General features: G+C 69.7%; 24 protein-coding genes. 10 read left to right on the top strand and 14 right to left on the bottom strand.

Features of this window, described 5'->3' with window-relative positions:
- Positions 1-9: 9 nt before the first annotated feature.
- From ABZV58_RS21660 to ABZV58_RS21650, 3 genes are read right to left on the bottom strand one after another with little or no spacing between them, the layout of a single operon-like run.
- Positions 10-447: a hypothetical protein gene (locus tag ABZV58_RS21660; protein ID WP_355001947.1), complete on the bottom strand. Its 438-nt coding sequence runs from the start codon at positions 445-447 to the stop codon at positions 10-12.
- A 46-nt stretch (positions 448-493) separates the two neighbouring features.
- Complete coding sequence (locus ABZV58_RS21655; protein ID WP_355001946.1) at positions 494-1,231, bottom strand: ESX secretion-associated protein EspG; 738 nt, start codon at positions 1,229-1,231, stop codon at positions 494-496.
- A complete protein-coding gene (locus ABZV58_RS21650) occupies positions 1,231-1,368 on the bottom strand; it encodes a hypothetical protein (RefSeq protein WP_355001945.1) in 138 nt (45 codons plus the stop codon). Before ABZV58_RS21650 ends, ABZV58_RS21655 begins: the two co-directional genes overlap by 1 nt.
- 723 nt (positions 1,369-2,091) lie before the next feature.
- Between ABZV58_RS21650 and ABZV58_RS21645 the strand changes: the two genes are divergently transcribed.
- Positions 2,092-3,006, top strand: coding sequence for a hypothetical protein (locus tag ABZV58_RS21645; protein WP_355001944.1), 915 nt, complete (start codon positions 2,092-2,094; stop codon positions 3,004-3,006).
- 269 nt (positions 3,007-3,275) lie between these two features.
- Here the strand turns inward: ABZV58_RS21645 and ABZV58_RS21640 are convergent, their stop codons facing one another.
- Positions 3,276-4,457 carry an FAD-dependent monooxygenase gene (locus tag ABZV58_RS21640; RefSeq protein ID WP_355001943.1) on the bottom strand — a complete coding sequence of 394 codons (1,182 nt, stop codon included), beginning with the start codon at positions 4,455-4,457 and terminating at the stop codon, positions 3,276-3,278.
- Between the two features lie 113 nt (positions 4,458-4,570).
- On the opposite strand from ABZV58_RS21640, the gene ABZV58_RS21635 reads away from it, so the two are divergent.
- Together ABZV58_RS21635 and ABZV58_RS21630 are read left to right on the top strand one after the other, a co-directional pair.
- A complete protein-coding gene (locus tag ABZV58_RS21635) occupies positions 4,571-5,329 on the top strand; it encodes a TetR/AcrR family transcriptional regulator (RefSeq protein WP_355001942.1) in 759 nt (252 codons plus the stop codon).
- Positions 5,330-5,338: 9 nt separating this feature from the next.
- A complete protein-coding gene (locus tag ABZV58_RS21630; RefSeq protein ID WP_355001941.1) occupies positions 5,339-5,761 on the top strand; it encodes a limonene-1,2-epoxide hydrolase family protein in 423 nt (140 codons plus the stop codon).
- Between the two features lie 205 nt (positions 5,762-5,966).
- On the opposite strand, the gene ABZV58_RS21625 is transcribed toward ABZV58_RS21630, so the two are convergent.
- Positions 5,967-6,239, bottom strand: coding sequence for a hypothetical protein (locus tag ABZV58_RS21625; RefSeq protein ID WP_355001940.1), 273 nt, complete (start codon positions 6,237-6,239; stop codon positions 5,967-5,969).
- Between the two features lie 519 nt (positions 6,240-6,758).
- On the opposite strand from ABZV58_RS21625, the gene ABZV58_RS21620 reads away from it, so the two are divergent.
- The 3 genes from ABZV58_RS21620 to ABZV58_RS21610 all read left to right on the top strand — a co-directional run bounded on the left by ABZV58_RS21620 (position 6,759) and on the right by ABZV58_RS21610 (position 9,809).
- Positions 6,759-8,033: a PhoH family protein gene (locus ABZV58_RS21620; RefSeq protein ID WP_355002218.1), complete on the top strand. Its 1,275-nt coding sequence runs from the start codon at positions 6,759-6,761 to the stop codon at positions 8,031-8,033.
- Positions 8,034-8,235: 202 nt separating this feature from the next.
- The gene (locus ABZV58_RS21615) at positions 8,236-8,832 is read left to right on the top strand and encodes an esterase (protein ID WP_355001939.1); all 597 of its coding nucleotides are present in this window, start codon (positions 8,236-8,238) and stop codon (positions 8,830-8,832) included.
- Positions 8,833-8,939: 107 nt separating this feature from the next.
- Positions 8,940-9,809, top strand: coding sequence for an acyl-ACP desaturase (locus ABZV58_RS21610; protein ID WP_355001938.1), 870 nt, complete (start codon positions 8,940-8,942; stop codon positions 9,807-9,809).
- 78 nt (positions 9,810-9,887) lie between these two features.
- On the opposite strand, the gene ABZV58_RS21605 is transcribed toward ABZV58_RS21610, so the two are convergent.
- The 4 genes from ABZV58_RS21605 to glpX form a co-directional block, all read right to left on the bottom strand.
- The gene (locus ABZV58_RS21605) at positions 9,888-11,291 is read right to left on the bottom strand and encodes a class II fumarate hydratase (protein ID WP_355001937.1); all 1,404 of its coding nucleotides are present in this window, start codon (positions 11,289-11,291) and stop codon (positions 9,888-9,890) included.
- A gap of 106 nt (positions 11,292-11,397) precedes the next feature.
- A complete protein-coding gene (locus tag ABZV58_RS21600) occupies positions 11,398-11,655 on the bottom strand; it encodes a zf-TFIIB domain-containing protein (RefSeq protein WP_355001936.1) in 258 nt (85 codons plus the stop codon).
- A 39-nt stretch (positions 11,656-11,694) separates the two neighbouring features.
- Positions 11,695-12,699 carry a phosphotransferase gene (locus tag ABZV58_RS21595; protein ID WP_355001935.1) on the bottom strand — a complete coding sequence of 335 codons (1,005 nt, stop codon included), beginning with the start codon at positions 12,697-12,699 and terminating at the stop codon, positions 11,695-11,697.
- A 204-nt stretch (positions 12,700-12,903) separates the two neighbouring features.
- A complete protein-coding gene (glpX, locus tag ABZV58_RS21590; RefSeq protein ID WP_355001934.1) occupies positions 12,904-13,947 on the bottom strand; it encodes a class II fructose-bisphosphatase in 1,044 nt (347 codons plus the stop codon).
- Positions 13,948-14,079: 132 nt separating this feature from the next.
- On the opposite strand from glpX, the gene ABZV58_RS21585 reads away from it, so the two are divergent.
- Together ABZV58_RS21585 and ABZV58_RS21580 are read left to right on the top strand one after the other, a co-directional pair.
- Positions 14,080-14,646: a DUF4245 domain-containing protein gene (locus ABZV58_RS21585; RefSeq protein WP_355001933.1), complete on the top strand. Its 567-nt coding sequence runs from the start codon at positions 14,080-14,082 to the stop codon at positions 14,644-14,646.
- A gap of 174 nt (positions 14,647-14,820) precedes the next feature.
- Positions 14,821-15,357, top strand: a complete 537-nt coding sequence (locus ABZV58_RS21580) for a GNAT family N-acetyltransferase (RefSeq protein WP_355001932.1) — start codon at positions 14,821-14,823, stop codon at positions 15,355-15,357.
- Positions 15,358-15,443: 86 nt separating this feature from the next.
- Here the strand turns inward: ABZV58_RS21580 and ABZV58_RS21575 are convergent, their stop codons facing one another.
- The 3 genes from ABZV58_RS21575 to ABZV58_RS21565 form a co-directional block, all read right to left on the bottom strand.
- Positions 15,444-15,680: an exodeoxyribonuclease VII small subunit gene (locus tag ABZV58_RS21575; protein WP_141808918.1), complete on the bottom strand. Its 237-nt coding sequence runs from the start codon at positions 15,678-15,680 to the stop codon at positions 15,444-15,446.
- 2 nt (positions 15,681-15,682) lie between these two features.
- Complete coding sequence (gene xseA / locus ABZV58_RS21570; RefSeq protein ID WP_355001931.1) at positions 15,683-17,020, bottom strand: exodeoxyribonuclease VII large subunit; 1,338 nt, start codon at positions 17,018-17,020, stop codon at positions 15,683-15,685.
- Positions 17,021-17,093: 73 nt separating this feature from the next.
- Entirely contained in the window at positions 17,094-17,738 is a 645-nt protein-coding gene (locus tag ABZV58_RS21565; RefSeq protein ID WP_355001930.1) for a lipid droplet-associated protein, read from the bottom strand.
- 146 nt (positions 17,739-17,884) lie between these two features.
- Here ABZV58_RS21565 and ABZV58_RS21560 point away from each other — a divergent pair, with 146 nt between their 5' ends.
- Complete coding sequence (locus ABZV58_RS21560) at positions 17,885-18,895, top strand: 4-hydroxy-3-methylbut-2-enyl diphosphate reductase (protein ID WP_355001929.1); 1,011 nt, start codon at positions 17,885-17,887, stop codon at positions 18,893-18,895.
- Positions 18,896-19,285: 390 nt separating this feature from the next.
- Here the strand turns inward: ABZV58_RS21560 and ABZV58_RS21555 are convergent, their stop codons facing one another.
- Complete coding sequence (locus ABZV58_RS21555; RefSeq protein ID WP_355001928.1) at positions 19,286-20,125, bottom strand: DUF6542 domain-containing protein; 840 nt, start codon at positions 20,123-20,125, stop codon at positions 19,286-19,288.
- Positions 20,126-20,210: 85 nt separating this feature from the next.
- The gene (locus tag ABZV58_RS21550) at positions 20,211-21,374 is read right to left on the bottom strand and encodes a DNA recombination protein RmuC (protein ID WP_355001927.1); all 1,164 of its coding nucleotides are present in this window, start codon (positions 21,372-21,374) and stop codon (positions 20,211-20,213) included.
- A gap of 234 nt (positions 21,375-21,608) precedes the next feature.
- On the opposite strand from ABZV58_RS21550, the gene ABZV58_RS21545 reads away from it, so the two are divergent.
- On the top strand, positions 21,609-22,796 hold the full coding sequence (locus tag ABZV58_RS21545) for an exonuclease SbcCD subunit D (protein WP_355001926.1): 1,188 nt from the start codon (positions 21,609-21,611) through the stop codon (positions 22,794-22,796).
- The last annotated feature ends 8 nt before the right edge of the window (positions 22,797-22,804 follow it).

Raw genomic sequence — 22,804 nt, 5'->3', positions numbered from 1 at the left:
GAAGCGCGGCTAGCCCGCCGATAGATCGATGCCCTTCTCCGCGGCGAGTTTCGTGAGCTTCTCCACCTCGTCGATGGCCACCGCGACGTAGGTGCGCAATGTCTCGCCATCGCGCCGCAGCAGGTACTCGTAGTCGCCGTCGGTGAGCAGGTTGTCGTTGTCGTCGTAGAAGTGCCAGCGGACCCGGACCCGCGTGATGAGCGGCGTCAGATCGACGTGCTCGAGCAGTGTGTGGCCGACGCGGCTGAGGCCGAGCCGCTGGTAGAAGGGATAGGACTGTGCGAGGCCCTGCGCCATCTCGGCGTTGCTGGACAGCGAGCCCACGAATGCGTCACTGAGAATGGTGCCAGGCGTGCCCCAGAGGGCTGCGGACCGTTCGGCGTCGAACGCGCTCAACGCGGCCTGATACTCGTCGAGGAACGACTCGATTTCATCCCGTGTTGTCATTTCTCCAACCTACGGCGAACCTCCGTCTTCGCTGCGGACCTCGACCTCATCCATCCATGCGGGCACGGGCTCGGATGATCGATTCGTCCAAGTAGCGGGCAATGTCGGCGGTGGTGGCGGGGCGGATCATGAGGGCACGGTTGGCGGGGACTTCGCAGTAGCGGCCGTCGTCGGTGTCGATCCAGCGGAGTTTGCCGGTGCGCAGTGCATCGGCGTTGCGTGGTCCGAGCAGGACGGTGACGGTGCCCCGGGTCGTGCACGGCTGGCGCCAGAAGCGGCGGTAGCGGTCCCGGGTCGCGGCGGCCGGGCTGGTGCCGAACGGGTCGGGGCGTTCATCCGCGAGATCGTCCAGGAGATAGGTCCTTTCGGCGACGGTGCCCGGCTTGTGGTCGGGGAGCAAGCGGACGAGTTCGGTGGCGAGCTGGTCGGTTCGGCAGCGGCGCAGGCGGATCCGGCCGCCGTCGGGCGCCGAGTTCTGCACCGCGACGACTCCGGAGCCACCCCGGTGAGCGCACCCGATGGCGCGCAGCTCCGCGCCGCCGCGCCGGTTATCGATGCCGAGAAGCTCGATGCGCCAATCCGGTCGGGCCAGCACTTGAACGGCGCGTTGCAGCGGCACGTGCTCGTCGTGTTCCAGCTCGGTGCGGAAATCGCGCTGGTACGCCTGGTATTCGCGGAGTCCGGGGAAGCGGCTGGTGAAGCGGAACGGGAACGGCATCCGATCGAGTCCGGTGCCGAACCACACCGCGGCGAACTGTTCGGCCGAGAGTATCCACTGCGCCATCAGTCGGCTCCCAACGCGGGCGGGACGGTCTTGGGCGTCTCGCCGATCAATTCCCGGCCGTGCTCCTCGGAGCGCAGGTACTTCGCCGACCGGTGCTCGCCGTCCTCCTCGGCGCGGGTTCGCGGGGCGGATGGCATGAGGCTCGCGTAGCCGGTGGAGCCGGGGACACCCGGGCGGGCCGGAACACCCGGTGGCGGTGCGGGATTCGGGGTTGCCGCGGGCTGGGCGGGTACCGAGGAGCCGGGGCTCGGTGGTGGCGCGGGAGCGCTGGGTGGTGGGGTAGGCGCGGACGGACGCGCGGGGTCGTTCAGCGCGGCGGACGCGAGTGGAGGTGGTGGACCCGAGATGGGGGATGGGCCGCTGGGCGCGTTCGGTGCCGAGAATGTGGGTTGTGACGCGGCAAGGGGCGGGAAAGCCGTGGACGGTGCGGCGGGCGCGGGACCCACCGACGTCGGAGGTGGTGCGGCAGGCGTGGGGCCCACGGACGGTGGATGTGGTGCGGTGGGCGGGGAAGTCGGAGACAGTGCGGATGAGCTCGACGGCGAGGCTGGTGCGGATTGTGCGGAAACCGACTGTGCCGCAACGGCATCCGTATCGGCATCGGTTGGCTTCGGGGGACGCGCGCCGTTCTCCCCGGATGGCAGGTCGTGATTCGACGCTGCCTCCTGACCGGTAGACGCTTCCGGCTGTGCCCCCGCCGCGCCTTGTGCGCCGCTCAGGTCCCCGACGAGGTGATCGGGGCCAGACCCGGGTTGTCCCTCGGTCCCCGGTTTCGCGCCGTTCTCGGGTTGTGCGCCGGTCTCCGGCTGCGCACCGCTATCGGGGCGATCGCCGGTCTCCGACTCCGCACCATGCCCGGCTTGTCCTTCGGCACCCGACTGCGCCTCGCCGCCCGGCTGCTCCCTGTCTCCGGACCCGGGCTGCCCTTCGGCGCCTTGCTGCGCACCGCCTTCCGGCTGCGCACCGGACCCCGGACGTTCGCCGTCCTCGGGCTGGGCGCCGTTCCCAGTCTGTGCACCGGTTCCAAACTGAGCCCCGCTTCCCTGCTGGGTACCGGTCCCGGACTGCCCTTCGGTATCCGGCTGCGCGCCGCTTCCGAGATGAGCTCCGGACCCCAGGTACGCGCCGTTCTCGGACTGGGCTTCGGCACCCGCCGAATGCGGCTGCGCCAGGTACTCCGCCCCATTCCCGGAGTGCGCTCCGGTTCCGGCCGGTCCTTCGGCGCCCAACGCTCCAGCCTCGCTTTGCGAGTCGTCCCCGGCTTGCGTTCCCGCTCCGGGGCGCGTCCCTGGTCCGGTGTCGGTCGTGGAGGTCGGCGACCCGACCGATTCGTCGCGGCCCGGATCCGAAACCTGGTCTCCCGCAACGGACTCGGTTTCCAGATCCGTACCCGGCAGTGCTTCGACGCCACCGAGCCCACCGCTCCCGAGGAGCCCGTCAACCGCCGAACCACCCGGCACCACCGGCGACGGCAACATCGGAATTCGCGACGCCGTCGCACCGTACGGCTGGATGTACAGCCTGTTCATATCGTCGCGCGCCTGGTCCTCTCGCGCGTTGCGCTCCTCCGGCGCGACCGAACCCCCGCTTCCCGCAGTCACATCCGGTATAGCCGCCTTGAATTGCGTGGCCGCGCTCGCCGCCGCCGCGATCGGCTCCGATTGCCGCCCCAGCGCCGCCCCGAGTTCCCCCAATCGGCCGAGGAAGTCGCGGACACCGCGCACCGCAGCATCGGCCGCCGCACCTTCCCACCGCTGGTCGACCGCCCGCTGTAGCGCCGAGCCGAACTGCTCACCCGCGGCGATCACCACCGCGGACAGCGCGGCCCATGCGTCCTGGGCGGCGACGGATCCGCCCGGATTCATCCCGTCGGCGGCCGCTTTGATCTCCGCGTGGGAAAAGCTCTGCGCGTTCTCGGGATTGGTGATCGCGCGGCCGTCGGTTCCGTGCACTGCCATCGCGGTGGCCCCTTCCGTCAGTGCCGTTTGAACCTAATAGACGCACCCGCGCGCGGAGCGGTTCCACCGAATCTCGGGAAATCCGTTCAGCGTGCGGCCAACAGGGCGGGGTAGTCGCGCAGGTCGATGTCGTTGGCGGCGTTGTCGCCGTATTTCGTCATCAGCGTGAAGAGGCGGGAGCCGAGGAACCAGTTGCGCAGCCGGATGCCCAGCGTGGTGGTCGGGGCGAGGAACCGGCCCGCGTTGGAGTTGCCCGCGATCTTGGCGTACCGGCGCATGATCTCGTCGTAGCGGGCGAAGGCGACGGCGTGGTCGCCGTTCGCGAGCGCGAGTTCGCCCGCCAGCACGTACGCGCCGACCACCGCGAGCCCGGTCCCGAAGCCGCCCAGGGTGTTTCCATACGCCGAATCGCCAACCAGAGCAACCCGGCCCGCGGTGTAGCGGTCCATCCGCACCTGCCCCATCGAGTCGAGGTAGACGTCGTCGAACTCGGCGAGCTCGGCGAGCATCCGCGGCACCTCCCAGCCGAGCCCCGCGTAGTGCTCGGCGACGATCTGCCGCTGGGCGTCCATGTCCTCCCGCGCGTACTCCAGTTCCGCTGCGGCGAACAGGTACAGCTGCTGGGCCTTCGAGCCGCCGCTGATCGCGAGCCGACCGGGGACGTTGTAACCGTAGGCGACGGCCCGCTCGCGCGGCGTCGACGAATCGCTCCATGGGCTGGCACCGGCGACGCAGTAGTAGTGCCCGAGGTGCCGCACGAACTCGCGCTCCGGCCCGAACGCCAAACGCCGCACCCGGGAATGCATTCCGTCGGCGCCGACGACGAGGTCGAAGGTGCGCTCCGGTCCGCGCTCGAAGGTGGCATGCATGCCCTCGGCGGTCTCGGTGAGCCCGGTGATCGAATCCCCGAAGACGTATTCGCAGTCGCCCGCCGTGCGGCGGTACAGGATCTCGGCGAGATCGCCGCGCAGGATCTCCACGTCGCCGCCGGTGAAATCGCCGGACACGAGTGCGAGCCGGGAGCCGCGTTCGTCGACGAACACCACGTCCGATGCGCCGGTGCGGCGCTCCCAGACCTCTTCCCACACGCCCATCCGCTCGAGCACAGTGCGGTGCGTGCGGCCCTTGAAATCGACGGCCTGCCCACCGGGGCGCGGCGCCGCGGCGCGCTCGACGACGGTGACGTCGAACCCGTACCGGTGCAGCCAGTACGCGACGGCGGTGCCCGCGATACCGGCGCCGGAGACGAGAACGGACTGGTGGCGCATGGTTTCTCCCGAGAATCAAATTGCGTCCGCCGTATTCTGTTTCCGCCGGACGCAAATCAGCGTATGGTAGACACAATTCCGGGGTCAAGCCGTTAGTCCTGGAGGATTCGCCGATGTCGTCACCCACCACCGTGGAACTGCTGTGGGGCACCAGGCAGCCGCCGCGGCGCGGACCGAAGCCCTCGCTCACGCTGGCCGGGATCGTCGCGGAAGCAGTCGCGCTCGCCGACGCCGAGGGCCTGGTCAACCTGTCCATGCAGCGCCTCGCCGAACGGCTCGGCTACACCAAGATGTCGCTCTACCGCTACGTGCCCGGCAAGGAACAGCTCATCGCGCTGATGCTCGACACGGCGCTGGGCGAGCCGCCGGAACCGCCCGAAACAGCTGGCTGGCGGGAACCCCTGCGGTTCTGGGCGCTAGCCATCTTCGAGCGCTACCGGGCGCACCCGTGGACGCTCGAGCTCGCCGTCGGAGCGCGCCCGATCGGCCCCAACGAGATGGGCTGGCTGGAGGCCGCGGTGGTCGCGATGGACGGCATGGGGCTGACCGGACCCGAGCGGCTGGACACGGTCGTCCTGCTCAACGGCCATGTGCGCAGCCTCGCGCAGCAGGTCGGCGCGGCGGGCAAGGCCGACATGGGCGAGCAGATACTGCGGCAGTTCACCGACACGATGGCCGCCGCGGCCGATCGCTATCCCGCGCTCGAGGCGGCCTTCGCGGAGGAGGCGGCCCGCTCGGCAAACCCGCCCTACGCAGGCGAACCCGGCGACGCGCTGACCTTCGGCATCGAGCGCGTCCTCGACGGCCTCGCCGTCCTCGTCGCGCGCCGTGCCGCCGAAAACGACACCCCATCGAGCGGCCCGGCGGCATAAAGTCGAAGCATGTCCGACGAACTCCAACTTCAGCAGGACGCGATCACCACGGTGCGGGAATTCTTCGCCGCGCTGGAGCTCGGTGCGGTCGGCGAAGCGCTGGAACTGCTCGATCCCGACATCGTCTGGAAGAACACCTCGCTACCGGACGTGCGCGGCATCCGGCGCGTCGGCGGTGTGTTCCGTGGACTCGATCGCCCGATGTTCGGCTTCCGCGTCGATATGCACCACATCGCGGGCAACGGCGACATGGTGCTCACCGACCGCACCGACTACTTACGGTTCGGTCCGGTGGAGATCGGGTTCTGGGTGACCGGCACCTTCGAACTGCGTGACGGCCGAATCGTGCTGTGGCACGACCACTTCAGCTGGGAGAACTTCCTGCGCGGCACCGCCGTCGGACTCTTCCGCGCGGCCTTCGCCCGCCGCTGAAGTACGGCTGCCGATCGCCGTCGCAACCAACGACCTTCGCTGGCGCGAACCCGCGACCGTCACCGCCGACCGGCCCGGCGCTGGTTCGCCGTCGCGGTTCGCGCTCCGCCGCCTGTTTGCCCACCACGTGCAATCAGCCCGGCGCGCACCACCTTTCGGCGCTGTCGCCGCCGGTCGCGGCCGCGTTGCCGCGACCACGCGGTGATCACGAATGCGCCACCAGGTAGTCCAGGTAGAAGGGCCGCAGCTGCTCGGCCACCGCGCCGTCGCCCGCGTGGATGTAGTCGTCGATCAACGGCAGCACGAACTTGATGTCCGCCTCGCTCTCGCCGACGTTCCCGGCGGCCGCCTCGGCGGCGGGAATGCGGGTGAGCAGCTGCCACAGGTATTTGATGTCCCCGCGGCGCACGGCCAGCTTCACCGCCCGGTCGTGCAGCTCCTTGGACGACAGGTTCTCGAATTCCTCGTTACCGGCCATGATCCGACTCTAGTCGCGCTGCCGGACGAAGTCCGTCGAAAGTCCGCGCACGGCCGAGGCGACGGCGGAAGTACCCGTAACTGCCCCGGTGAGCTGCGGCGACAACCACTTCGGCGACTCCGCTGAGCCGCGCGTTAACGGGATCTTCACCGACACGACGGACCGTCCCCGAGCGCAGACCGGCCAGTCGGCGGTAACTTCGGAGATGCGGACCGCGTCGGTGTGGTTCGTACGGGAGGTCCTGACCGTGACTGAGCTACTCAGTACGAGGGGGCCGGCACCCGGCCCTCGTGGCATCTGACGCAAGTCGGATCCAGAAGGACGGACCGGTCCAGCGAGATCGTCCACGCGGGTGCCGTGTGGACACAAAAGGAGCCCACCGTGACTGCTGCACGCTCCGTTTCCGCCCCCTCGGCGCACTCCCGTTCTGCTGGCACAGGAAAGCGCGCCGCTGTCTCTTCGGACACCAAGGGGGCCCGCCCCTCGCTCTCCCACACTCCCGGTGCCAAGACCTTCGTCATCGACACCTCGGTCCTGCTCTCCGATCCCTGGGCGTTCACCAGGTTCGGCGAGCACGATGTCGTCCTCCCGCTGGTCGTCATCAGCGAACTCGAGGCCAAGCGGCACCACCACGAACTGGGCTGGTTCGCCAGGGAAGCCCTGCGCAACCTGGACGACCTCCGCCTGCGGCACGGCAGGCTGGACGAGCAGGTGCCGATCGGCACCGAGGGCGGAACGCTGCAGGTGGAACTCAATCACACCGACCCCACGGTTCTGCCGGTGGGCTTCCGCACGGAAAGCAACGATTCCCGGATCCTGGCCTGCGCCTTGAATCTCGCGGCCGAAGGTCGCGAGGTCGTCATGGTGTCCAAGGACATTCCGCTGCGCGTCAAGGCGAGCGCGGTGGGTCTGCACGCCGACGAGTATCACGCGCAGGACGTGGTGACCTCCGGCTGGTCCGGGATGGTCGAGGTCGACGTCGCCTCCTCCCAGATCGACCAGCTCTACGCCGAGTCCGTGATCGACCTGGATCAGGCGCGGGAACTGCCCTGTCACACCGGAATCCGGTTGCTGGGCACCAGCTCCAGCGCGCTCGGCCGGGTGACGCCGGACAAGCGCGTGCAGCTGGTGCGCGAGCGCGAGGCGTTCGGGCTGCACGGGCGTTCGGCCGAACAGCGCATCGCGCTGGATCTGCTGTTGGACGAGAGCGTCGGCATCGTCTCGCTCGGCGGCAAGGCGGGCACCGGTAAGTCGGCGCTGGCGTTGACCGCGGGCCTGGAGGCCGTGCTGGAACGGCGCACGCAGCGCAAGGTCGTGGTGTTCCGTCCGCTCTACGCGGTCGGCGGCCAGGATCTCGGCTATCTGCCGGGCAGCGAGAGCGAGAAGATGGGGCCGTGGGCGCAGGCCGTCTTCGACACCCTCGACGGCCTCGCCTCGCCGGAGGTGATGGAGGAGGTGCTCAGCCGCGACATGCTGGAGGTGCTGCCGCTCACCCACATTCGCGGTCGCTCGCTGCACGACTCCTTCGTGATCGTGGACGAGGCGCAGTCGCTGGAACGCAACGTGCTGCTCACGGTGCTCAGCAGGCTGGGCACCGGCTCGCGGGTCGTGCTCACCCACGACGTCGCCCAGCGCGACAACCTGCGCGTGGGCCGGCACGACGGCGTGGCGGCGGTGATCGAAAAGCTGAAGGGACACCCGCTTTTCGCGCACATCACGCTGACACGCAGCGAGCGCTCGCCGATCGCGGCGCTGGTCACCGAGATGCTCGAGGAGTACGGACCGAACTCCTGAGCTGAGATCGAGGTGCACCCGAGCTAATGTTCAGGGTGTGTTTCACCTCACATCGAGTGGGTAATATCCGCCGAGTTACCAGTTGGGCGACGGCCCGGCGCGTCGTATTCGATTCGCCGGGTCGTTGCCGAACATCGGCCTAGGCTGCGCGCGGCGCCGGTGTCAGGGCGCCGTCGGAGCCACACTCGAGAGGGGACGACATATGCACCACGCTCGACGCACGGCTGGATTCACGGTGGCGCTCGCGGCCGCCGCGCTGCTCATCGCGGGATGCGGTGACGACGACACGAACGACTCGGACACCGTCCTCACCACCCCGACCCTCGGCATGACGCCCAGCCCGATGGCGACCACGCACACCGAGGCGCACGGCACCGACAATCCCGATACCGATGACCGCGACACCGGGGATATGACCCCCGACGCCGCGGACCAGACCAGGATTCCGGCCCAGGGCGGCGGCGAAGAGGTGACCGTCTCCGGCGACATCTACGACAAGTACATGGAGGCGGGCGGCCCCACCGGCCCGCTGGGCGCGCCGCTCGAGGCCCAGGAGAGCGCCCCGAACAACGGCAAGTACCAGGACTTCGTCGGCGGCACGATCTACGAGCCCGAGGACGGCGAGCCGCACATCGTCTGGGGGGAGATCCGCAAGGCGTGGGAGGAGAACGGCGGCGCGGCGGGCGAGCTCGGCTACCCGATCAGCGACGAGACCGACATCCCCGGCGGCAAGCAGAGCGAGTTCAGCGGTGGCACCATTACCTGGGTGAACGGGCAGACCACCGTCACCATGAAGTAGTCGAACCCCGCGACGCCCGAGACAGCGCACCCGGCGCGTCTCGGGCGTCGTCGGCGATTCCCGCCCGTAGAGTCCCGCGCCGCGGGCCGAACAGCTAGGTTGTGAGCGTGCAAAATCTCTTGACCGACCGCGAACTGCTCGAGGCGCTCGCGGATGAGGTGGAATCGAATCTGCGACGCCACATCGACGTGGCCGACGGGTGGCAGCCGCACGATTACGTGCCGTGGGACGACGGCCGCAACTTCGCCTTCCTCGGCGGTGACGACTGGACCCCGGAACAGTCCGAGCTCGGCGACGTCGCCAAGCTGGCGCTGACCGTGAGCGTGCTCATCGCGGACAACCTGCCCTCCTACCACCGCGAGATCGGCAAGTACTTGCGCACCGGTGCGTGGTGGCGCTGGGTCGGCCGCTGGACGGCCGAGGAGAACCGGCACGAGATCCTGATCCGCAACTACCTGATGGTCACCAGGTCGGTGGATCCGGTCGACCTGGAACGCCAGCGGATGGCGCACATGACGGCCGGATTCCGCCGTCCCGCCCTGCACCTGCTCGACGTTCTCGCCAACGCCGCGTTCGAGGAGGCGGCGTCGGCGATCCGGCACCGCAACACCGCCGCGCTGAACGAGAACCCGATGGTCACCGCCATCGCCGCGCGCATCGCGGCCGACGACGAGCTGCAGTCGGTGTTCTTCGCCGACCTGGTCGCCGCGGCGTTCGCGATCGCGCCCGACCAGACCATGCGCGCCATCGCCGACCGGGTCGCCGGTTTCGAGGTGCCGAGCGTGGCCCTGCCGGACGGTCGCAGCAGCGACGAGGTGCTGGCCGAGGCGGGCATCTACGACCGCGCCAAGGAAGGCGAGCTGGTCTTCGCGCCGCTGCTGCGCCGCTGGAACGTCTTCGACCGGACCGATCTCGGTCCCGAGGGCGAGCAGGCCCGCGCGGAGCTGGAGCACCTGCGCGCGTTCTCGCCCGCCTGATCGCTCAGGAGAATCTCGAAAGCGCACTGAATCGCCGAGGGCGCCGGACGAATTCGCTTCGTCCGGCGCCCTCGTGCGTTACTTCGTGTCTTCCACCTTCGCCATGGACAGCACGTCGAGGCGGCGGTCCAGCTCGGCCTCGGTGAGCTGGTCGCCGAGCAAGCCGCGATCGATCACCGTCTGCCGGATGGTCTTCTTCTCCTTCAGCGCCTCCTTGGCCACCGCGGCCGCTTCCTCGTAGCCGATCGCCGAGTTCAGCGGGGTGACGATGGACGGCGAGGACTCGGCCAGTGTGCGCAGCCGCTCCACGTCGGCGGTCAGCCCGCGCACGCACTTGTCGGCGAAGAGCCGGGACACGTTGGCCAGCAGGCGGATCGACTCGAGCACGTTGCGCGCCATCACCGGGATGTAGACGTTCAGCTCGAAGTGGCCGTTCGCGCCGGCGAAGGCGACCGCGGCGTCGTTGCCGATGACCTGCGCCGCCACCTGCGTGACCGCCTCGGGCAGCACGGGATTCACCTTGCCCGGCATGATCGAGCTGCCCGGCTGCAGGTCCGGCAGCTGGAGTTCGGCCAGACCCGTGAGCGGGCCGGAACCCATCCAGCGGATGTCGTTGGCGATCTTGGTGAGGCTCACCGCGACGGTGCGCAGCGCGCCGGAGAGCTCGACGAGACCGTCGCGCGCCGCCTGTGCCTCGAAGTGGTCGATCGCCTCGGAGAGCGCGTCGATGTCGGTCGACTTCACCAGTTCCGCAACGACTTTCGCACCGAAACCGGCGGGCGCGTTGAGGCCGGTGCCCACCGCGGTGCCGCCGATCGGCAGCTCGCCGAGGCGCGGCAGCGTCACCATCAACCGGTCGATGCTCGCGGCGACCTGGCGGGTGTAGCCGCCGAACTCCTGGCCCAGGGTCACCGGGACGGCGTCCATCAGGTGGGTGCGGCCCGACTTGACCACGGTGCGCCATTCCTCGGACTTGTCCAGCAGCGCGAGCCGCAGGTGCTCGAGCGCGGGAACCAGGTCCTTGATGACGCCCTCGGTCGCCGCGACGTGCGTGGCGGTGGGGAAGGTGTCGTTGGACGACTGCGACATGTTCACGTCGTCGTTGGGGTGCACGTCGACGCCGTTGGCCTTGGCGATCGAGGCGATCACCTCGTTGGCGTTCATGTTGGAGCTGGTGCCCGAGCCGGTCTGGAAGACATCGATCGGGAACTGGTCGTCGTGCTCGCCCGCGGCGATCTCGTTCGCGGCGGCGACGATGGCGTCCGCCTTCACGGCGTCGAGCAGGCCGAGATCCTTGTTCACCTTGGCGCACGCGGCCTTGAGCAGTCCGAGCGCGCGGATCTGCGCGCGCTCCAAGCCGCGCCCGCTGATCGGGAAGTTCTCCACGGCCCGCTGGGTCTGCGCACGCCACAAAGCCTGCGCCGGGACCCGTACCTCGCCCATGGTGTCGTGCTCGATGCGGTACTGCGTCTCCTCGGTCATGATTTCGACCCTATGCCGCACGAGGTCCGCGTGGGGCAGCCACGCCTGAGCGGAATCCCACACCGATCCGGCGGAATACCGTCCACCGGACCGGTGCCGCCGACACTCAGGAGGAGAACAGGACCTTGCCGAACGAACGGTGCTTGTGGTGGTGACCGTGCCCGTAGTGCGGAGCGGGCGCTCCCCACGCGGGCGCGGGGGCGGCCGGTGGTGGCGGCGGTGCCGCGTAGCCGGACTCGAGCCGGGTGAGGTTCTCCAGCTCGCCGTAGTCCAGGAAGATCCCCCGGCAGTTACCGCACTGCTCGATGTGCACACCGCTGCGGTTGTACGTCTGCATCAATCCACGACATTTCGGACACTGCATTTCCGCCACGCTAGTCGATTTCCGGCATGTATGCGGGCATCACGATATGACGGATGCGGTGGCTATCCGTCGGCACGCGTCCACCAAAGCCGTGTCCAGATCATCGAGTTCGCGGTTCTCGCGTGCGGCGGCGACCAGCGCCAGAGCGGCCGCTTGGACGGCGACGGCGCGCGCCGGAGTATCGAGCGCGGTCCACTCGTCCCCCTCCCGCGGCACCGCGACACCGTCGGCGGCGCGATAGGCGTCGAGAAAACGGAGCCAGGTCACGGGCTCGAGAATGCCCGCGGCGAAGAGGGCGGCGGGGCGGGCCAGATCCCACGCGGGATCGCCGGAGCCGAGGTCGTCGATGTCGATGAGACGCCAGGAGCCGGTGTTCTCGTGGGGGTCGCGCACGAGCTGACCGAGGTGGAAGTCGCCGTGCACGAGCGTGCGTCGCGGCGCTGCCGGTTCGGGGAGCCGGGCCGATCCAGCTGGTACGGCGAACAGGTCGGGCAAGGCAGCGAATGCCTGGCACACGGTTGCCGCGGCAGCTTGGTCCGCTGCCGCGCCGGCCGCGCGCAGCCGGCGCATCGCCCGATGGACCCGGGCCGGGCCGCCGGCGGCCGGCAGGTCTCGCCCCGGTTCCGGTAGGTCGCGTTCCGGTTCCGGTAGCGCGTGCAGCCGGGCGAGCAGCGTCGCGGCCGCTTCCCACGGCGCGGCGTCGGGGTCGTCGGGGTCGACCGGTTCGCCGTAAGGCCAGGCGGTGATCGTGTGGCTGCCGCGGTGTACCAGGAGCGCGTCGCCGATCGGCAAGGGCGGCAGCAGGATTCCACGCCACCGCGGCGCGCTCGCCAAGCAAAGGCGGGAGAGTAGTGCCGCCGCATCGGTTTCCGCCGGGTGAGCTTTGACGACGACCGCGCCGATCCGGAGCACGAGCACGTCGGCGCGTTCGGTCAGCACGACAGGCGTTTGGCGCTGCGCAGCCACCCGCGCGGCCACCTCGGCCATCGCATCGATGAGTTCGGGTGTGCTCGACCGTGATTCCCGGCTGGTATCGATCCCCACCTAGTCATCGTCCTGAGTAATCTGCCGCCGGGCCACGGCTCACCGATGTGTTCATCCCGGCGCTGACCGGAACCATCGCCCGTCGACCAGGACCGCGACCGGCGTACAGCCGCCGCCACAGTGCCCAACCCCGCGCGCCGAGAGTCCCTCTATGCCAGCGGCCGCACCCGGCGGTACCGGATGCGGCCGCGAGGTGAAAGCCGATCAGGGCATCGGAGGAACCGCGTGCTCGTCGCCGTGGAAGTCGACCGAGGAGTACTCGCGCAGCTTGGTCAGACGGTGGTAGGCGTCGATCATGCGCACGGTGCCCGACTTCGAGCGCATGACGATCGACTGAGTCGAGGCGCCGCCACCGTAGTAGCGAACGCCGCGTAGTAGGTCGCCGTCGGTGACGCCGGTGGCGCAGAAGAAGACGTTGTCGCCCGACACCAGGTCCTCGGTGGTGAGCACCCGATCCAGGTCGTGGCCCGCGTCGATGGCCTGCTGGCGCTCCGCGTCGTCCTTCGGCGCCAGCATGCCCTGCAGCGCGCCGCCCATACAGCGCATGGCCGCCGCGGCGATGATGCCCTCGGGAGTACCGCCGATGCCGACCAGGATGTCGGTGCCGGAATCGGGGCGGGCCGCCGCGATCGCGCCGGCGACGTCGCCGTCGGAGATCAGGCGGATGCGGGCGCCCGCGTCGCGGACCTGCTGGATGAGGTCGGCGTGCCGGGGCCGGTCCAGGATGCAGACGGTCAGATCGGACACCGCGGACTTCTTCGCCTTGGCCACCTTGCGGATGTTCTCGCCGATCGGCGCCGAGATATCGATCACGTCGGCGGCGTCGGGGCCGACCGCGATCTTGTGCATGTAGAACACCGCGGACGGGTCGAACATCGCGCCACGCTCGGCGACCGCGAGCACCGAGATCGCGCCGGGGGAGCCCTTCGACATCAGCGTGGTGCCGTCGATCGGGTCGACGGCGAAGTCGACGTCCGGGCCGGTGCCGTCGCCGACCTCCTCGCCGTTGTACAGCATGGGCGCTTCGTCCTTCTCGCCCTCGCCGATCACCACGATGCCGCGCATGGAAACCGAGCTGACCAGCTGCCGCATCGCGTCCACGGCGGCGCCGTCGCCACCCTCCTTGTCACCGCGGCCGACCCACCGCCCAGCGGCCATGGCACCCGCCTCGGTCACCCGGACCAGCTCGAGTGCAAGGTTGCGGTCCGGCGCCTCGCGGCGGCTTGGTGCGGGCGAAGATGCCGTCATGGCGGGGTGCCTCCCTCGGGTTGTACGTACGGGACGATTGTCTCATTTCGCGGTCGACCTCCCGTACACACCTGGTCGGGGCGGGTGGGGGTGCCTGGCCGCGCACCCGGCCCGCGAGTGGATACTGGGAGCGTGTCCTACCAAAAGCCACGCATCCTGCACGACTACAAGGATCTGTTCTTCTCGCTGATCCCCCTGGTGCTGATCGCCGTGGTCTTCGCCGGACTGGCCAGCCAGTGCAGCTTCGCCGCCAAGGGGCCGACGCCCGGTCGGATCCCCGCCTTCGATGTGAAGGCGGCGCTCGAGACCGACGCGCGCACGCTGACGTTCCCGATCCGCAACCCGAGCGTGCCCGCCGACTGGACCCCCAACTCCGGCAGCCGCGACACCGTCACCGGCCAGGGCGGCGGTCCGGTCAGCACGGTCGGCTACATCACCGCCCAGGGCACCTACATGCAGCTGACCCAGAGCAGCGCCACCGAGGAGTCGCTGGCCCGCTTCGTGCTCGGCTCGCGCTACGCCAGCGGCGCGCAGCAGATCGGTGACCAGAAGTGGATCGTCTACGCCGAGCCGACCGAGGAGACGGCGTGGATCGCCGACCTCGGCGGCGTCCGGGTGCTGATCAAGGGAGCCGGGAACGAGGCCGCGTTCACGACGCTGGCCCAGGCGGTGACCGCCGCCCAGCCGATCAGCCGCTGAATTCGATTGCCGCCCGTTCGGTTCCCGATTAGGGTTGGCGCGACGCGAGATACGCGGATTCGAGGGTGCGGAGGTCGATGAATATGGCTGTCAACAGCCGTATTTCGCATGCCTTCCCTCCGGTCCGCTGAGTACGAGACGCGGGCCGGTCCTTTCGATGACCAGGAGTGTCACGTGTCTTCCCACTTTTCCACCGGTGAGCAGATTTCCACCGGTGAGCACATTTCTACCGGTGAACTGAGCACCGAGAGCCTGATCCTGCGCCGCTGGACCCCCGACGACGTGTCCGCCGTACTGGCCGGACGCCGCCTCGCGCACTGGGCGGAGGACTTCCCCGCCGCCGGCGATCGGGCGATCGCCGGGCTGTTCGCCGACCATCCGCAGTGGTACGGCGAGTACGGCCACCGATTGATCATCGAGCGCGAGACCGGTCTCGTGGTCGGTTCGATCGGCCTGTTCTGGCCGCCCGGTGCCGATGGTCTCGAGATCGGCTACGGCACGATCCCGTCTCGGCGTGGGCGCGGGTACGCCAGTGCGGCGACCAGAGCGCTGACCGAATTCGCGCTGGGCGCCGGTGTGCACGCGGTGTACGCGGACGTGGAGCCGTCGAATCCCGGATCGGTGCGGGTGCTCGAGAATGCCGGGTTTCGTCGCACCGGTGCGGCCGACGGCTTGATCCGCTTCGAGATGACGAGGAACACGCTCGGCTGACGCCCAGCCGACGGTCCGCGGCGGTGGCGTGCTCTCAGTAGCGCGCGCCGTCGCGGGCCACGACGTCGACGATCCGTCCGCTCGGGTCAGTCCTCGTCGGCCGCGCCGCGCGCGAGCGCGTCCTCGACCCGCTTGCGCGCACCGGCCAGGTGTTCCTCGCACCGGTTGGCCAGCGCCTCGCCGCGCTCCCACAGGGCGAGCGAATCATCGAGATCCATGCCGCCCTGCTCGAGCATCTTGACGACGTTCACCAGTTCGTCGCGGGCGCGTTCGTAGCCGAAGTCCGCGATCTCGGCCAGCTCGTCCTTGCCGGCGTCGGCCAAGGTCAGTTCCCTCCTGTGCGTTCCTCGTCGTCCCGGCGGGCGCCGGAATCGCGGGTGTTCGGCTTCCGAGCGCCGAGCGCCTGGGTGCCGAGCGCCGCCGCGGTCACGGCGCCGTCGGCGACCCGGATGCGCAACTGGCTGCCCGCGGGCGCGTCCTCGATGCTGCGTACGACGTGCCGTTCGGAACCGGTCACGCGCTGCACGACAGCGTAACCGCGAGACAAGGTCGCGGCCGGGCCCACCGCCGTGAGCTTTTCGCGCAGGTGTCGCGTCGCGGTGGCTTCGGTGCGGACCGCGTGCTCGGCGCAGCGCCGCGCGGACACCCGCAGCCGTTCGATCTCCTCGGCGCGCCGGTCGACCTCGCGCAGCGGATCGGCGAGCACCGGGCGCGAACGGAGCTGGGCCAGCGCCCTGGTCTCTCGGTCCACCCAACCGCGCAGTGCGGCGGCCGAACGGCCGCGCAGCTCGCGCACGCAGGCCAGCTCCGCGGCGGCATCGGGCACGACGCGCTTGGCGGCGTCGGTCGGCGTCGCGGCGCGCAGGTCGGCGACGTAGTCGGCGAGCGGGTTGTCGGGTTCGTGGCCGATCGCGCTGACGATCGGCGTCGTCGCGGCCACGATGGCGCGGCACAGCGCCTCGTCGGAGAAGGGCAGCAGGTCCTCGACGCTGCCGCCGCCGCGGGCCAGCACGATCACCTCGACGGCGGGGTCGCGGTCGAGTTCGGCCAGCGCGTCCAGGATCTGCGGCACCGCCGTCGGCCCCTGCACCGCGGTGTTGCGCACTTCGAAACGTACTGCGGGCCAACGATTTCTGGCGACGGTGAGGACGTCGCGCTCGGCGGCGCTTGCGCGGCCGGTGATCAGGCCGACGGTGCCGGGCAGGAACGGGAGCGGCCGCTTGAGCCGGGGATCGAAAAGGCCTTCCGCGGCGAGCAGCGCTTTGAGCCGCTCGATGCGGGCGAGCAGTTCGCCGACACCGACGGGCCGAATCTCGATGACCCGCAACGACAGCGTCCCGCGCCCGGTGAAGTACGTGAGTTTGCCGTAGACCACCACCCGGCTGCCTTCTTGCAGCGGGATCGGGGAGCGGCGCAAGAGATCGGGGTCGCAGGTCACCTGCAACGACATGTCGGCCGACGGGTCACGAAGCACGAGGAACGCGGTGCGCGCTCCCGGGCGCGCGTTGATCTGGGTGATCTGCCCCTCCACCCAGATGGAGCCGAGGCGGTCGATCCACTGCATGACCTTCACGGCGACGGAGCGCACCGGCCACGGGTGTTCGGCGGAGTTGGCGGGGGCCGCGCCTGCCTCGGCGGACGGCTGGGGACCGCTCTGTGTCATACGGACAGGTATACGCGGCGGGGTTGGCCGGACCGTGCCCGGCCAACCACCGGCGAGGTCGTCGCGGGTGCGATCACTGGGCCCGGACGGTGGCGATCCGGTTCGTCAGCATGGTCACGAACGGGGCGCGCGCGAGGGTCCGCTGCTCGTAGTCCAGCAGCGCGGTGAGGTCCTCGACGGTCAGCATGCGCAGGCGGGCGCGGAGCTGGGCGAGGGTCATGTTGGCGTAGTCGTAGCGGGTCGCGACCTCGGGCTCGGCGATTTCGGCGGGCTCGTCCTCGACGGGGACCGTCTCGTCGGAAGCGGGTTCCGCGACGGGCTCGGGGTCGGTGATTTCCGGCACAGTGATGGTCTGCACCGGGGCGACGTGCCCGTTGGTCGAGCTCGCGGTCGATTCTTCGGCGGTGTAGAGGTCGAAGCGGCTGGTGCGGCCCGCGGTCGCGAAATCGTCGCCCGAGGATTGCTCGTCGCCGAGGTCCTCGTCGAAGGTCGCCCACTCCGGCTGTTCCACCGGGCTGTTGGACAGCCGCTCGAACACCGCGTCGCCCTTGAGCGCGAGGCTGGTCACGAACTGCTGGACGTGCATGGTGGTCTGCAACATCTGGCTGATCGCGGTGATCGGGAAGTTCATCGCGGCCGTGGGTAACCGACGGGTTTCTTCGAGGGCGTAGACGGCGGCTCCGGCGGCGACCCGGGCCAGAAACGGTGGTCGAAACATGCTCATAGCCTGCCCGATACGCCATGATCTGCAAAGAACTAGTGTCACAGACACTATTGTCCAGGGCCTGGTTCACATTCGATGACCCGGCCGATCCGGTCGATGCGACCATTCGGCGGTCCCCAGGTGCACGTACTCTGGGGGACATGTCTTCGGCCATCCCTTTGAACGTCGGAATCGCCCGCTCGGCGGGCGCCGGAACAGTCGATGCCGACGGTGGTAAGCGCGTGCTGCTAGCCGAGCCGCGCGGATACTGCGCGGGCGTCGACCGCGCGGTGGAAACGGTGGAGAAGGCGCTGGAGAAGCACGGTGCGCCCATCTATGTGCGCAAGGAGATCGTGCACAACAGGCACGTGGTGGAGACGCTGCGCGATCGCGGCGTCGTCTTCGTGGACGAGACCGACGAGGTGCCGAACGGCGCGGTCGTGGTCTTCTCCGCGCACGGCGTCTCGCCAGCGGTGCACGAGGCGGCCGCGGCGCGCGACCTGCACACCATCGACGCCACCTGCCCGCTGGTCACCAAGGTGCACCAGGAGGCCAAGCGCTTCGCGCGCGACGATTTCGACATCCTGCTGATCGGCCACGAGGGCCACGAGGAAGTCGAGGGCACCGCGGGCGAGGCGCCCGATCACGTGCAACTCGTCGACGGTCCGGACGCGGTCGACCGGGTTACCGTGCGCGACGAGAACAAGGTGATCTGGCTGTCGCAGACCACGCTCAGCGTCGACGAGACGATGGAGACGGTGCAGCGGCTACGCGAGCGTTTCCCCGCGCTGCAGGATCCGCCGAGCGACGACATCTGCTACGCCACCCAGAACCGCCAGGTCGCGGTGAAGGCGATGGCGCCGGAATGCGACCTGGTCATCGTGGTCGGCTCGCGCAATTCCTCGAACTCGGTGCGGCTGGTCGAGGTCGCGCTCGGCGCGGGCGCGCGGGCCGCGCACCTGGTCGACTTCGCTCGCGAGGTCGACCCGGCCTGGCTGGACGGCGCGCGCACGATCGGCATCACCTCCGGCGCGTCGGTGCCCGAGATCCTGGTGCGCGGCGTGCTCGACATGCTCGCCGAGCACGGTTACGCCGACGTGCAGCCGGTGACCACCGCCAACGAGACGCTGGTCTTCGCGCTGCCCAGGGAACTGCGCACCGCACGGAGCTGAGCCGCGGTCGCCGGTGCGGGGCTGCTCTCGGACGATCGTTGCGCGCTGGTAGGCGCTGTCTTCGGACCGCCGTCGATCGCTCGGCGAAGCTGCGCTGTGTGAGCCCGCGCGGTGGGTCGGCATGTCGTCTGCCGCTGGTCTTTCGGCGGTGCTGGTAGGCGCTGTCTTCGGACGACCGCCGATCTCTCGGCGAAGGTGCGCTGTCCGAGGCCGCCCGGTCGGTGAGCGTCGGTGTCGATCGCCGCTGATCTTCCGGCGCGGCGCTGTCTGATACCGCGCGGTGGGTAGGTGTCGCCGTCGACCGACGCTGATCTTTCAGCGGTGCTGCGCTGTTCGGGCTGTGTGCGTCGGCGCCCGTATTAGTCGGCCCGGTGTCGAAGGTCGACGGTGTCAGAGACTTTCCGGCTTGCGCCGCTGGGTGCGGCTCGAATCGCGCTCGCGATACCGCACATTCGGCTGCGGATGCGGCGGCACCTCGGCGCGTCCGCGCGCGCCGCGTGGCGGTTCGCCCTCCGTGCGCGGCACGGGCGCGGGACGCGCGCCACGCGCCGCCGGTCGGCCGCGACCCGACGTGCCGACCCGGGGCGGGGCGTCGGCCACGGTCTTCGATGGGCGGCGGCCGGGACGCGGCGGTTCGTACTTGTCGGTGACCGGATCCTCGTCCACTTCGGGCTGCGGTCGGCGCGGGCGGCGGCGCGCCGATTCCGCGGGCCCGTCTTCCTCGCCGCGCTTGACGCTGCTGCGTCCCCAGCTCGAGCCGCGGCGCGACTCCTTGGAGCGCTCGGCGGCCGACTCGCGCCTGTCCATGAAGATGCGGGCGCCGCCGATGGCCAGCACCAGCGCGGTGGCGAGCATCATCGTCGGGAACCGGTTCACCAGCGGGATGGCCAGGTTCAGCAGGATGTCCTTGAGGCCGGTCGAGACGCGGCCGGTCAGGTGCTGGTAGGCCAGCGGAACCGCGAGGAAGAGCAGCAGCGGCGGCAACACCATGGCGGTGAACAGCCCGCGGAAGCGCACGGCGAGCACCGCGGCGACACAGCCGACGATATACAGCGTGGCGAAGCTGGCGGTGAGTTCGGCGTTGTCGCCGCTGGCATCGATCAGGAATCCCAGCAACGTGCACGCGACCGCGATCAGGACAGCCGCCCAGGCCGGGATTCCCGGCACCGAGGGCAGGACCGAACGTTGCGGCGCGGGCACCCGGGAACGCACACGTTGGGTAGCAGCCACGATATGAACAGTAACTGCCATACCGTTCGGTGGGGTTACGGCGGGGCCGTTGCCGACTCGACCGGATCTACTCGGGCTGCGTCGGCTAGGCCGAATCGTCGGCGTCGGCGAAGCCGACGACCCGCGGGCGGCTGTCCACCCGCTGGATCACCGGAGCCTCCTGCTCGGCTATCTCGAGCTCGTGCAATTTGCGCGCGGTGACCATGACCCGCGACTCGACCGACGCGACCGCGTAATTGAAAGCGTCGACCGCCTTGCCGAGTTGGTTGCCGAGCCGGTCCAAATGCCGTCCGGTCATGCCGAGGCGCGCCGAGAGCTCCCGACCCAATTGCTGGACCATTGCCATATCCCGGGACACGGCCTCCTGGCGCCACCCGAACGCCACCGTGCGCAGCAGCGCGATCAGCGTCGTCGGCGTGGCCAGGATCACGTTGCGGCCGAACGCGTACTCCAAAAGCCCGGAGTCCGTGGTCAGCGCGGCGTCCAGGAACGGGTCGCCGGGCACGAACAGCACGACGAATTCCGGAGCGGGATCGAAAGCCGCCCAGTACGCCTTGTCGGCCAACTGGTCGACGTGCGCGCGCAACTGCTTGGCGTGCCGCACCAGCAGATCGGCGCGCACGTCGGGGTCCTCGGCGGTGCTCGCGTCGAGGTAGGCGGTGAACGGGACTTTGGCGTCGACCACTATGTGCCGACCCCCGGCCAGGTACACCACCAGATCGGGCCGCACCGAACCGATGCGGTCCGGTCCGCCGTCGCCGCGCACCGCCCTGCTCACCTGCGTGGAGAAGTCGCAGTGTTTGGTCATCCCGGCGAGTTCCACCACGCGCTCCAACTGGATCTCGCCCCAGCGCCCGCGCACCTGCGGCGCCCGCAGCGCGGCGACCAGCTGACCGGTCTGGCTGGAGAGCTGATGGGAGGTGCGCTGCATGTTGGCGACCTGTTCGCGCAGACCCGAGTACGCGTTGATGCGATGGTGCTCGACCTGCTGGATGTGCTGGTTCAGCGCGCCGACCGCCTCGCGCAGCGGTTCCACCATGGCGCCGACCGCGCTCGAATGCCTGCGCGCCGCATCCTCGTTCGCCGCGTTGAGCGATTGCCGTAGCAAACGCTCGTTGTCGGCGGCGGCCGCCAGTCTCGCCTCCGCGACCGCCGCCCGCTGCCCGGCCCGGGCACTGTGGCCCAGCCAGCCCATTCCGACCCCAGCGGCGAACACCAGCAGCAGCGCGAACAGCATCGGTGCGGTCATAGCCCAGATAGTGCCGCACCCCACCGACATCCGAGCAACCAGCCAGCTGCCGTGCGGCCGCGCCGGGTGTCAGCGCACCGAATCACACCGCATCCGACGCATTTCCCAGCCAGCTCGAGGGCGAGTCTTACGAACACACGCGCGCCAGCGCGCCGACAACACAGCCGCGAACACGCCGTGCCGCAGGCGCGGCAAATTGAACTCTGTCGGTGGGTGGCTCTACGGTTTCGGGCCATGCGGATGTTGCACACCTCGGATTGGCACATCGGGCGTACCTTTCACGGCGTCGATCTGCTTGCCGACCAGGCACGTTCGCTGGCCGCCATCGCGGAGCTCGTGGCGGCCGAGTCGGTGGACGTGGTCGTCGTACCGGGCGACGTGTACGACAGGTCGATTCCGAGCGCCGACGCGATCGCGGTGTGCAACCGAGGTTTCGAGGCCATCCGCGCCGCGGGCGCGGTGATCGTCGCGACCTCGGGAAATCACGATTCGCCCGCCCGGCTCGGCGCGGGCGCGAGTTTCGCCGCGGCGGGCGGGCTGCACCTGCGCACCACCGTCGCGGACTCCGATCGGCCGGTCCTGCTGACCGACGAGCACGGCGAAGTGGCTTTCTACGGCATCCCGTATCTGGAACCGGAGATCACCCGAGCCGAACTCGGTGTCCCGCAGGCGCGTTCGCACGCCGAGATCCTGGCGGCGGCGATGGGCCGGATTCGCGCCGACATCGCGACGCGGCCGGGAGTGCGCACCGTGGTGCTCGCGCACGCGTTCGTGGTCGGCGGCGCGGCGACCGGCTCGGAGCGCTCCATCTCGGTCGGTGGGGTGGAGACTGTGCCCCTCGCGGAGTTCGACGGCATCGACTACGTGGCACTCGGCCACCTGCATTCGCCGCAGACGCTGTCCGAGTCGGTGCGCTATTCCGGCTCGCCGCTGCCGTACTCGTTCGCCGAGAGTTCGCATCGCAAGGCCGTGTGGATCGTCGACCTGGATGCCGACGGCCTGTCGTCCGTGCAGCGCCGTGACCTGCCGGTGGTGCGCGGTCTCAGCCGCCTCACCGGGACGCTGGACGAGCTGCTCGCCGACCCGGCGCACGAGGCGGCCGTCGACCACTACGTGTCCGCGACCCTCGTCGACCAAGCCCGCCCGATCGACGCGCTGCGCAAACTGCGCGAGCGCTTCCCGCACGCCGTGCACGTGGAATGGATACGCCCCGAAGGCAACCCGGAACTGCGTTACCGTGAGCGGGTGCACGGCCGCCGCGACACCGAAGTAGCGCAGAGCTTCCTCACCGACGTGCGCGGTGCGCCGAGCGCGGGAGAGATGAAGTGGATCGAGCGGGCGCTGGCCGCCGCCGTGGCCGAGCCCGAGCGGGTGTCCGCAGCGCCCGCGCAGCTTCCGCTCTCCGGCGAGCTGACCGCATGATCACGGTG

The sequence above is a fragment of the Nocardia sp. NPDC004654 genome (assembly GCF_040609595.1).
Lineage (GTDB): Bacteria > Actinomycetota > Actinomycetes > Mycobacteriales > Mycobacteriaceae > Nocardia.
Note: the sequence above shows the minus strand (reverse complement) of the source record. Positions and strands in the feature narration are given on the sequence as shown.